The organism is Burkholderia sp. Ac-20384, from assembly GCF_017104605.1.
In the GTDB taxonomy this organism is placed as follows: Bacteria; Pseudomonadota; Gammaproteobacteria; order Burkholderiales; family Burkholderiaceae; genus Burkholderia; species Burkholderia lata.
The window spans coordinates 35,180-45,280 of the sequence record NZ_JAAGPE010000055.1 but is presented as its reverse complement, the minus strand read 5'-3'; the positions used below and the strand labels follow the sequence as shown (position 1 = coordinate 45,280).

General features: G+C 63.3%; 11 protein-coding genes. 1 reads left to right on the top strand and 10 read right to left on the bottom strand.

Going from position 1 to position 10,101, the window contains the following annotated elements; translation table 11 throughout:
• Nucleotides 1–952 (top strand): methyl-accepting chemotaxis protein (locus tag G3O00_RS13470; RefSeq protein WP_241025122.1); only part of this gene is annotated, 952 nt, incomplete at its 5' end.
• 118 nt (nt 953–1,070) lie between these two features.
• On the opposite strand, the gene G3O00_RS13465 is transcribed toward G3O00_RS13470, so the two are convergent.
• From G3O00_RS13465 to G3O00_RS13420, 10 genes are all read right to left on the bottom strand, one after another.
• Nucleotides 1,071–1,649 (bottom strand): TerD family protein, encoded by a 579-nt coding sequence (locus G3O00_RS13465; protein ID WP_206143236.1) that lies wholly within the window; start codon nt 1,647–1,649, stop codon nt 1,071–1,073.
• A 32-nt stretch (nt 1,650–1,681) separates the two neighbouring features.
• Nucleotides 1,682–2,257 (bottom strand): TerD family protein, encoded by a 576-nt coding sequence (locus G3O00_RS13460; RefSeq protein ID WP_011353884.1) that lies wholly within the window; start codon nt 2,255–2,257, stop codon nt 1,682–1,684.
• 28 nt (nt 2,258–2,285) lie between these two features.
• Nucleotides 2,286–3,317 carry a TerC/Alx family metal homeostasis membrane protein gene (locus G3O00_RS13455; protein WP_206143235.1) on the bottom strand — a complete coding sequence of 344 codons (1,032 nt, stop codon included), beginning with the start codon at nt 3,315–3,317 and terminating at the stop codon, nt 2,286–2,288.
• 11 nt (nt 3,318–3,328) lie between these two features.
• Nucleotides 3,329–3,778 carry a tellurite resistance TerB family protein gene (locus tag G3O00_RS13450; RefSeq protein ID WP_011353886.1) on the bottom strand — a complete coding sequence of 150 codons (450 nt, stop codon included), beginning with the start codon at nt 3,776–3,778 and terminating at the stop codon, nt 3,329–3,331.
• A 48-nt stretch (nt 3,779–3,826) separates the two neighbouring features.
• Complete coding sequence (locus G3O00_RS13445) at nt 3,827–5,035, bottom strand: TerD family protein (protein WP_206143234.1); 1,209 nt, start codon at nt 5,033–5,035, stop codon at nt 3,827–3,829.
• The gene (locus G3O00_RS13440; protein ID WP_011353888.1) at nt 5,032–5,625 is read right to left on the bottom strand and encodes a TerD family protein; all 594 of its coding nucleotides are present in this window, start codon (nt 5,623–5,625) and stop codon (nt 5,032–5,034) included. The genes G3O00_RS13445 and G3O00_RS13440 overlap by 4 nt, the downstream gene beginning before the upstream one ends.
• 259 nt (nt 5,626–5,884) lie before the next feature.
• Nucleotides 5,885–6,835, bottom strand: coding sequence for an HpcH/HpaI aldolase/citrate lyase family protein (locus G3O00_RS13435; RefSeq protein WP_206143233.1), 951 nt, complete (start codon nt 6,833–6,835; stop codon nt 5,885–5,887).
• Nucleotides 6,832–7,926 carry a cysteine protease StiP family protein gene (locus tag G3O00_RS13430; RefSeq protein WP_206143232.1) on the bottom strand — a complete coding sequence of 365 codons (1,095 nt, stop codon included), beginning with the start codon at nt 7,924–7,926 and terminating at the stop codon, nt 6,832–6,834. The genes G3O00_RS13435 and G3O00_RS13430 overlap by 4 nt, the downstream gene beginning before the upstream one ends.
• Complete coding sequence (locus G3O00_RS13425) at nt 7,919–8,677, bottom strand: trehalose phosphatase (RefSeq protein ID WP_206143231.1); 759 nt, start codon at nt 8,675–8,677, stop codon at nt 7,919–7,921. The genes G3O00_RS13430 and G3O00_RS13425 overlap by 8 nt, the downstream gene beginning before the upstream one ends.
• Nucleotides 8,667–9,794, bottom strand: a complete 1,128-nt coding sequence (locus G3O00_RS13420) for a phosphoribosyltransferase domain-containing protein (RefSeq protein WP_206143230.1) — start codon at nt 9,792–9,794, stop codon at nt 8,667–8,669. Before G3O00_RS13420 ends, G3O00_RS13425 begins: the two co-directional genes overlap by 11 nt.
• Nucleotides 9,795–10,101 lie beyond the last annotated feature (307 nt).

The window sequence follows — 10,101 nt, the reverse complement described above, 5'->3', positions numbered from 1 at the left end:
GGCGGTGACGGCCGGCGCGGCCGCCGCCGCGGGGCTGTGGCTCGATGCGCAGATTGCGCGCCCGCTCATGCAGTTGCGCGATGAGGCGTTGCGTGTCGCGACCGGCGAGAGCCGCAGCGGCGTGCGGATGAATCGCGTCGACGAGATCGGCATGACGCTGCGCACGATCAACCAGCTTGGGCTGATGTTCCGCTGGCTCGTCGACGATGTCAGCGAGCAGGTGCTGAACGTGCAGCGCGCGAGCAACGAGATCGCGCAGGGCAACAACGACCTCAGCGCGCGCACCGAGCAGGCATCGACGAGCGTGCAGCAGACGGCCGCGTCGATGGCCGAGATGACGGCGACCGTGTCGAGCAATGCGGAGACGGCGCTGCAGGCGAACCAGTTGTCGGTGTCCGCGAGCGAAGCGGCGGGGCGCGGCGGGCAGGCGGTGAGCGAGGTGGTCGCAACGATGAACGACATCACGGCGAGCTCGCGCAAGATCTCGGACATCATCGGCGTGATCGACGGCATCGCGTTCCAGACCAACATCCTTGCGCTGAACGCGGCCGTGGAAGCGGCGCGCGCAGGCGATCAGGGGCGTGGATTCGCGGTGGTTGCCGGTGAGGTGCGGGCGCTCGCGCAGCGTAGCGCGAATGCGGCGAAGGAGATCAAGACGTTGATCGGTGCGAGTGTCGATCGCGTCGAGTCGGGCGCGCGGATTGTCGATGGGGCGGGCAAGACGATGGAGGATATCGTCACGCAGGTGAAGCGCGTGTCGGATCTGATCGCGGAGATCAGCTCGTCGACGGCGGAGCAGAGCACGGGGGTTGCGCAGGTCGACCAGGCGGTCGTGCATCTGGACAACATCACGCAGCAGAACGCGGCGCTGGTCGAACAGAGTACGGCGGCGTCGGAGAGCCTGAAGCAGCAGGCGACGCGGTTGGTGGAGGCGGTGAACGTGTTTCGGTGATCGTGGCTTGAACCGTTGGTCTTCACGCATTTCGACCGACGTCGTGCGTGGCGTGCGCCGTTCAGTCGAGAACTGAACGGCGCGACCAGTCAAGCTGGAGATTTTCCTGCCGTTCGGATTAACCGATGCTCACACCGTGAGCTTCTGCCAGAGGCTTCAGGCCACCGGTGAAACCTTGTCCGATCGCCTTGAACTTGAACTCGTCGTTGTGGCGATACAGCTCGCCGAAGACCATGGCGGTTTCGGTGGAGGCGTCTTCGGACAGGTCGTAGCGCGCGATTTCCTTGCTGTCGGCCTTGTTCAGGACGCGGATATAGGCGTTGCTCACTTGGCCGAATGACTGCTTGCGGGCCTCGGCATCGTGAATCGTGACGGCGAAGACCAGCTTCTTCACATCGGCCGCCAGGCCAGTGAGCTTCACGTTGACCTGCTCGTCGTCGCCATCGCCCTGGCCGGAACGGTTGTCGCCCAGGTGCTCGACGGAGCCGTCGGCAGACTTCTTGTTGTTGTAGAAGATGAAGCTGGCGTCGCTCAGGACTTTACCGTTTTCACCGGTGACGAAGATCGAGGCGTCGAGGTCGAACTCGGTGCCGTCGGTGACGCGCGGGTCCCAGCCCAGGCCGACGACGACTTCGCTCAGGTCCGGGGCCTCTTTCGACAGGGAGACGTTACCGCCTTTGGACAAACTGACAGCCATGGTGTGATTCCTTGTTCAGGTGAGGAGACCGTTCAGAAGTTCATGCCGTAGCTGTTGGCCAGGGCACGCAGGCCGCCGGCGTAGCCTTGGCCCACGGCGCGGAATTTCCACTCGCCGCTGCTGCGGTACAACTCCGCGAAGATCATCGCGGTTTCGGTGGAGGCGTCTTCCGCCAGGTCGTAGCGGACCACCTCTGCACCGGAGGTCTCGTTCACGACGCGGATGAACGAATTGCTGACCTGGCCGAAGTTCTGCTTGCGCGCTTCGGCGTCGTGGATGGTGACGGTGAAGGCGATCTTGTCGATGTCGGCCGGAACGCGGCTCAGGTCGACCTTGAGGACTTCGTCGTCGCCGTCGCCAGCGCCGGTACGGTTGTCGCCGGTATGTTCGACAGAACCGTCCTGGCTGCGCAATTGGTTGTAGAAGATGAAGTCGGCTTCACCGCGGACTTTGCCGTTGGCCCCAAGCAGGAACGCGCTGGCGTCGAGATCGAACTCGGTGCCATCGGTCGCGCGCGGGTCCCAGCCCAGGCCAACCAGGATCCTGGTCAGGCTCGGGTCGGTTTTGGAGAGCGAGAGGTTGCCGCCTTTTTGAAGAGTCAGTGCCATGAAAACAGCTCCTTTGGGTTGTGACGGGTTACTGATGTTCGGCTTGCGCGTCTTCCTTTTTCGGGAAGATCACGCTGGCCAGGATTCCGATAGCCAGGACTATCAGCACGATGAGCAGGCTGGTGTTCGGGGAGATGCTGATGCCGTGGTGGAACAGATGCTCGGTCGCGTTCAAGCCCAGCTTCGCTGCGATGAAGAACAGCAAGACGACCACGGCCTTTTCCAGATGCACCACGTAGCGCTTCAGCGCTTCCAGGACGAAATACAGGGTGCGAAGGCCAAGGATTGCGAACAACATCGCCGAGTAGACGATCAGAGGTTCACGGCTGACCGCAATGACTGCCGGGACCGAGTCGAATGCAAACAGGACGTCGGACACTTCGATCACCACCAGGCAGAGGAACAGCGGGGTGGCGAAGAGGTTGCCTTTCGCCGCCAGGCTCTTGTCGTTCCCGGCCGTCCGTCCTTCCGCCTCGAGCGTCTTGCGGCTCACGAAGAAGTTGTGGCCGTGCAGCCTGGGCCATACGGGGAAGAGCTTTTTCGCCAAGCGGCAAGCAAGATGCTGGGAGTAATCCTTCTCCTCGTCATCGTCGTCACCGCCCTTGAGCATCATGACGGCGGTCCACGCGACGATCAGCGCGAAGGCGATCTCGACCCACGGGCCGAATGCAAGCAGGCCGGTACCGATGACGACAAAGACACCGCGGAATACGATGGCCCCGATGATGCCCCAGTACAGGATGCGGTGACGCAAGCCGTCCGGGACCTTGAACCAGGCGAAGATCGCCATGAAGACGAACAGGTTGTCGACGGAGAGGACCTTCTCCAGTGCATAGCCGGTAAGGAACAGGCTGGCCACTTCCGCGCCATGCTGCACGTACAGGAAGCCGGCGAATGCAAGGGAGATGGCCACCCAGAATACCGACCAGATGGACGCCCGGGCGAGGGTGATCGGTTTGTCGTCGCGGTGGGTAACCATGTCCAGCAGCAGGGCGGCCAGCGCCAGCCCGACGAATACGGCCATGGTCAACGGCGGAAAGCCAATGTGTGTCGTTTCCACGTTTCGGTTTCCTACAGTTCGAAGTCAACCGGGTTCAAGCCGAGTTCCAGGCAGATCAGCCGGCAAGCCGCTTTTTCCTTGTCGTCGAAATGGCCGTCGGATGCGCCAATGGCACAGGCCACGCGCACCAGCAAGCGTGCTTCTCCGTCCTTGCCCTTGATCTTGCCGATGGCCTTCAGCGCTTCGGCCTGGCCGATCTGGAAATCGAATTCGAACTTGCCGCAGGCGTCGCTGAACACCTTGATCACGTCGTTCAGGTTGAAGACCTTCAATTCCGGGGAGTTGTTGATGAAGCCGACCATCTTCAGCTTCTCTTCGGATTTGATCTCGCCATCCGCGGCGGAGATCAGCGCGCACGCATTGGCGGTTGCCTCCATGAACGTCCGGTTCTTGAATTTGGCGACTTCGATGGTCAAGGTTTCGCGGGCTTTGGCCGCGTTGGTTTTCAGCCAATCGAGCATGTGTTTTCTCTCTGTGAACGGGGCCGGACGGCCCCGCCGGGTCAGTGGTTACTTGGAGCCTGCTTTCCAGCGCATACCCCAGCCGTAGGCACGATCCATTTCCTCGTGTCCGGGATGGAAGTCGACGCGACGCGAGACCTTGACGGCCCCGTTCACGTTTTCAAGCAGGGCAATCGCGCACATGCCGTGGCGGCCTCCCTCCTCGTTCATGCGAACTTCGATTTCGGACTGGCCAGGCACGAAAATGGTTACAACACCATCAGTTGCCTTCCAGTTCGGAGCGCCGTCGTAGATGAACGCGAAAATCAGGATGCGTTCGATCTTGTTCCACTGTTGCCCGTTGATGCGAAGCCACTCGCCATCGGCAACCGAGCCGGTACGGTCATCGCCCATCAGCTGGATGTAGGGTTCCTCACGCAGATCGCCGAAACGCTTGCCGAGCGCCTGCACGGCCCCTTTGAGTCCGTCCTGCATTTCAAACAGGCAACCCAGGTCCAGGTCGATGGCATTGCGTTTTCCGAGGAAGCCGCCGAGCAGGCCACTCGTGCCCTGGTTCCAGTTCAGGTTCACCTTGATTTCGCCGAAGCCGGCAGCGGTCTTCTCCAGACTGATGCTGGGGCGTGATTTGTCGAGCGTGATTTTGCTGAGCCGGATCGTGGACGTCGGCGCGCCAGACGGTACCGGTGCGGGCGCCGGTGCCGGTACGGGCGCCGGCGCCGGCGCGGGAGGGCTCTGCGTCGGGCTAGCGGAAGGCGCGGCAATGTCGACTCCGAAGTGCTTTGCCAGCGGCTCCAGGCCGCCGGCAAAGCCTTGCGCGACACAGCGGAACTTCCACGCGTCCTGACGGCGGTAAAGCTCCCCGAGGATCAGCGCAGTCTCATTCATCCCGGCCGTCGGGATCCGCGCCTCGATCCCGCCCGTAACGGCCAGTGCCAGCATCGAAACGCGGTCGAAGGTCGCCCTGTTCTCATGGATGGTCGCGGTGAGCGCGACTTTCTCGACGGCAGGGTCGATCCGGGCGAGATCCACGGTGAATGTTGCCCGGCCGGCCGTCGTGGTGGTCAACTGAACCGCGCCACCCAGGACACTGGTTTGGCCGTAGAAGCACATGTCGCCATCGCCCCGGACTTTCGCGGCAGAGGTGAGCGCGAATGCAGAGATATCGATCTCCGCGCCTGGAATCGGCGCGTAGTTGATGTCCACACGCAATTGGCCGGTGGCAACCGGCGCATTGCCGCCAGGTACCAGCGTCGTCATGCTCGCACCGCCTGAATCGCCAGATTGACGAGATCGTCCGCGGTGCGGCCGTGGGTGGACTGGCCGATCGCCTTGAATTCCCAGCCGCCGCCGCCACGGCTGAGGCTAGCCATGACGACACCGGTGTGGCGACCTTTCTCCGCCAGGTTGAAGCGCGCCAGCTCCTGGTTTTGGGAGTCGTCGAGGATGCGGCAGTAGGCGTTTTCGACCTGGTCGAACGTCTGACCGCGGAAGCTGTTCACGGTGAACACCAGGTGCTGGATGGTGCCCGGCAGGCGCTGCAGGTCGACGTGGATGGTTTCGTCGTCGCCATCCCCTTCACCCGTCAGGTTATCGCCGGAGTGCTCGATGGCGCCGTCTTTGGATTCCAGTTGCCGGAACCAGACCAGATCGACGGATTTCATGTCGCCGTCCAGCAGGATGCAGGAAGCATCGAGGTCGATGTCGTTGCTGCCGCCACCCAGCATCTTCGAGAAGAAGCCACCGGACTTCACCGGGTCCCAACCCAGGCCGAGACTAATCGAGGTCAAGCCACGGCCCGCGGTTTTTTCCAGCGAGATGCTCTGATTCTTGCTCAGGGTGAGTGCCATCTTTACGCTCCTTGTTGATCTTCAGTGTTCAGTGTTCGTGCGAGGGATCGGACGGAGTCACATTCCCCGGTCCCGGCTTTGCCAAACCGTGAACGGGATTGCCGCCACACGGGGAAAGAGTCGCCATGACGCGTCTTGCGCGACCGCCGCGAACGCGTGGTCCGGACGCAAGTCGCCGCTGCCGCTCGGCCGACATCGAGTCGGCGGACAACAGCAGGCCGTGCTTCTTTTGGGCCAGCCTCACGCGTGTCCATGCTCATCAGCCGGCCTCCGCCAGTCGGACGCCGTGCTCGCTGCTACTCGGGGCGGTGGGCCTCACTCCGTGCCACTTGGCGCGTTCGAGGATGTTGACCGCCCACTTGTAGTGGGTGGCCGGCTCACACATCGCGCCGTTGTGCTTGAAAACGGCAGGGGCCGCATCGTTGACGATCAGCGTGGCGCAGTTGAAGTCATCGAGGCTCACGCGCAGCGCCTCCTGGATGATGCGGATCTGGCTCGGGTGAATGGCCGTCTTCCCTACCAGGCCATGAGCGATGTCCAGTTCCAATTCCTCGTTCAGGAGATGGGGCGTGGCGAGTTGCTCGAATACAGGGGCGGTCAGGGCAAAGCCCTGAGCCCCCATGATTCCGGCAAGCATGGGGATCACGTAGCCGATGGGCGTGCTGTAGATCGTGGTGGCCGGATTGCGCCGCAGACCAAGACAACCCATCAGGTCGTTGCCGCCGATTCGCAGCGCGATGATGCGTCGGTTCAGGTTGGCCTTCAGGGCCGAGCCAAGCTCGACCATTGCGCCCGGGTCATAAACGTCGGCCGTCTCCAGTGTGGGCATGAGGTACAGGTCAGGACGACTGACCGCGTTCTCCCACGACGACAGGGATTGCAGGGTCAACTTGGGTACGACGAACCCATCGACGTGCTTCATCAGCGGCCAGTCGTTCAGCACCGCCGCCATCGCGGCATCACGTGGCCGAACGAACAGCAACGGACCGGATTCGGCGCGCCCGCCCCGGGCATCGATATTCATGAGGAGCGCCTGCAGGTTCGCCAGCGCGCTTTCGACGTCGATTGCCGCCACCGCGTCTTCCAGACAGACCACCAGCGAGCGCAGCTCCGGGATCCTGGCGCCGGACACCACATCCAGAATGTCGCTGCGGGTGGCCGGCATGTACAGAGTCGCCCCGAGGGCGAACGGAGAAATGGTTTTAATCATTTCGCGTTCCGAATGATTGTTGCCGCGCGGTACGGACCCAGATCGGCGCCCGCTTCCTCTACCGTCACGCCCGCGCGTTCGGTGAGGTGCAGCAGCAACTGAACGTCGCTGTCATTGCGGTCACGTACCAGTACGCGATCCGGCACACGGCGCAGGACCGCCCGGGTTGCCTCGGCGATACCCGGTTTCACGCGGTTCAGGTTGCCGATGTCGAAGCGGGTTGCCAACGCGGACACCACATCGTCCGCGGACGCCTGGAGCGTCAGTCGCTGATCGTTGGTCCACGGAACGGCAGGACGAGCGTTTGCCAGCGCCCGGCGTTCGGTGTCGATCCTGTCGATGAACTCGCGCGTGACATCGTGTTCGCGCAGGTGTTCGTAGACCACGCAACCATGCATGCCGCCTTGAGCCGGCCAGATGGTGCGGGACACCAGCCCGGAAACGGTTGCACCGAGAATGCCGGACGGAATTGTCCAGTCTTGCGCGGAGGCAGCCAGCCATGCACGGCCGCACGGATCTGCCAGAACCACGAGGCGCGGACCTTCAGGGAAGCGCGTGTCGTCCGCCAGGGTCCGTGTGAGTTCGCCGGAAATAGCACCTTTGCCGGTCCAGCCATCTACGAAGACGATGTTTTCGGCGCCATGCAACCGGATGATGGCTTCCAGCGCAACCGTGTCGATCCCGCGATCGCGAACGATGCTGATCCCGTAGTGGCGGGCGTCGCGCCCCATCTCCACGAGTGCCCGGCGCAGCAGCACGCCAAGCGGCAGGCCGGCGCGAACAAACGAGACCAGAGCGATATCCGGCCCGGTGTAGGCGGCACTCAGCGCCATCGCGAGGGACTGCACATCCGAAGCCATGCGGGCGCCGTTCTGCACCAGCGCGCGAGCGTAAAGGCGCTTGTGCACGTCGGTGGGCGCCTGCTCGAGGCCGATCATTTCCGAGTAGTGTTTTTGATTCGTCTGAATCAGACGCTCCTTCTCCTCGACGTCGGTGACGCTCATCCGCACGTGTCGCAGAAGGAAGTGCACGTCTTCGGGAGCGTAGCTGCCGCTGCCGACGGTGTTCAGGCTCGCGAGGCGATTACCCATGGATCGTCCCCGTCACCCAATTCGCAAGCTGGCTGCGCGCCGGTGTCGCCCACATGTGGCAGAGGTCCATGTACCCCAGATCGGTGATGCTGTCGCCGAAGCCCAGGACCGGTCGCTCGCCGTGGATCTCACGGTCGCGGCGCAACCACTCGTGAACGGCCGCGCGCTTGGCCAGCCCCGTCGGCAGGAAGGCGAGGTTGTTGCCGTTCGCGTGAACGTGCATGCCGTCCAACATGCGCCGGGACCGGACTTCGGCCAGCACCTCGGCGAGCACCGAGTCGTCGGACTCGTTGTGCTTGACCACCACGTAGTGGCGCAAGCCTTCTTCTTCCACCACCCAGCCGCGGAGTGCGTAGCCGAGCCCCCTGCCGATCTCCAGCGTGGCCTCGCTGAGTGCCGGCAGTCGGTCCTGAACGCTCCGGAGGGCCTCGACCATTTGCCTGTGCCAGCCTTGATCGAGCGATCCGTCGGGACGGAGCATGACGCCCCCATGCGAGCAGATTGCGCCTTCAGCGAAGGGAAGCATGACGCGGCCGTATGCCTCCACGCTGCGCGCGGTGACCGGAACGACGTCGGCGGTGGCCAGCAGCCATGTGATGAACGCGTGCTGGACCGGGTTCATGAAGCCGTTTGGCTGACCTTGCACGTCCAGCGTGGCCGCCGTTCGCGGGACGCCTTCCGCCATCTTGCGGGCGGTCTGGAACAGGGTGTCGTCGAGGTCGACGAATGCCAGGGGGCGATTACCGCTCATCGACGATCACCTCGGCGTTCAGTGCCTCGACGAGCGCTGCCGGTAGTGCCTGAGCGGGCGTTTCCGTGCAGATCAGGACCCGGTCGAACTGGCCGGGCTTCACGTTGTAGAGGAAGTTCGGAATACAGAGGCCGTAGTTGTCGGGGAACGACAGCGCGTGCCCGATCGCGTGGCCCAGGGCGATGGGGGACCGGGTGGTCGAGCTGAAATGGACATCCGCGCCGGATCGCTCCAGGCGCTCCGCCAGCAGGAAGGGACGCCAGACGAACTCGCCGGTACCGACGACAATGACTTTCTCGCCGGGCTGGACCTGAACGTCCGGCGCGAGCGTGTCGTCCACATCCCGAACGCCCAGGCGCCCCCAGTCATTGCGGGGCGAGAGAGGCCATGCGCTCATGGAAACGGCGCCGACGTCCGGCATATCCGGGAGGGGCGCGGACTGATCCTCGTGGAACTGGTAGGCGCCGGTCAGCAGCGATACCGCGGTGACCGGTTCCCCGATGGATTGACGAACGGTACCGGCAGTCCAGTCCGTCAGGACACACGTGACCACGCGCTCGACGTTGCTCAGACCTGCTTCGACCAATGCGCGGTGCAGGTTCAGGAAGGTCTTGCCGGTGGAGGCTTCGTCGTCCACCAGGACCAGCGATCGCGCCTTCAGCATCAGGTCACGAATCTCGGGATCGACCGGGAAGTGGATCAGATGAGCGCTCGCATGGCTGTGTTCTTCCTCGAATCGAGCGAAGACGTCGGTACCGAGCGGATGACGCGTACTGGTGAGGTACACGCTGTCGGGGCGGCCCGCACGATAGGCGCGGTGCACGCCGGCACCGAGACCCACGGCGGTTTCGGCCATGCCGATCACCAGTACCGGTCCGGGCAGGTCCGCCGGAATTCCGGCAGCCAGACGCTCGAAGCTGGCGGCCATGATCGACGGGCGCGCCGGGATGTGGCGGCCCAGGACCTTGGATACGAAGAGGAAGGCTCGCTTGGGATTCCGGCGCTCTGCGAAACCGAACAGGTTCGCAGGGGGCAGGGCGGCGGTGTCGACTCTGATCTCGAGCAACCCCCGCTTGAGTTGGGCGCGCAGGCACGTTGGTCCTACGTGGCTTTCCATGAACAGCATCCTCGTTTGGCGTGGCTCGAAGATTCACGACGACCGCCTGCGCCTGGTGCCCAATCGTTCAGACTGTGTTCGCGCCGGGCGCCGGCACCCTCGGTCCGGTGTCCCGAAACCTTTCAAAATGAAATTGAATCGTATCAAATTTGTAAGGTTCGTGTGTGCACGCTTGTATCGATATCGCGAGGGTTTTAGTTTTTCGGTTTTGTCCGAGAGGAGGGGCTTTGGGGGCCTGGCGTGGCCTGATGACGACGGTCGGCCGTTCGACCAAAGCCGATGCGGGGATCGCGGTCCCGTGAAAGCG

What these genes read in the sequence shown, in the direction of transcription:
- G3O00_RS13440 (WP_011353888.1), bottom strand. Translation starts at nt 5,625, where the DNA reads ATGGCACTCACCCTGAGCAAGAATCAGAGCATCTCGCTGGAAAAAACC.
- G3O00_RS13420 (WP_206143230.1), bottom strand. Translation starts at nt 9,794, where the DNA reads ATGGAAAGCCACGTAGGACCAACGTGCCTGCGCGCCCAACTCAAGCGG.
- G3O00_RS13460 (WP_011353884.1), bottom strand. Translation starts at nt 2,257, where the DNA reads ATGGCACTGACTCTTCAAAAAGGCGGCAACCTCTCGCTCTCCAAAACC.
- G3O00_RS13445 (WP_206143234.1), bottom strand. Translation starts at nt 5,035, where the DNA reads ATGACGACGCTGGTACCTGGCGGCAATGCGCCGGTTGCCACCGGCCAA.
- G3O00_RS13425 (WP_206143231.1), bottom strand. Translation starts at nt 8,677, where the DNA reads ATGAGCGGTAATCGCCCCCTGGCATTCGTCGACCTCGACGACACCCTG.
- G3O00_RS13465 (WP_206143236.1), bottom strand. Translation starts at nt 1,649, where the DNA reads ATGGCTGTCAGTTTGTCCAAAGGCGGTAACGTCTCCCTGTCGAAAGAG.
- G3O00_RS13430 (WP_206143232.1), bottom strand. Translation starts at nt 7,926, where the DNA reads ATGGGTAATCGCCTCGCGAGCCTGAACACCGTCGGCAGCGGCAGCTAC.
- G3O00_RS13435 (WP_206143233.1), bottom strand. Translation starts at nt 6,835, where the DNA reads ATGATTAAAACCATTTCTCCGTTCGCCCTCGGGGCGACTCTGTACATG.
- G3O00_RS13450 (WP_011353886.1), bottom strand. Translation starts at nt 3,778, where the DNA reads ATGCTCGATTGGCTGAAAACCAACGCGGCCAAAGCCCGCGAAACCTTG.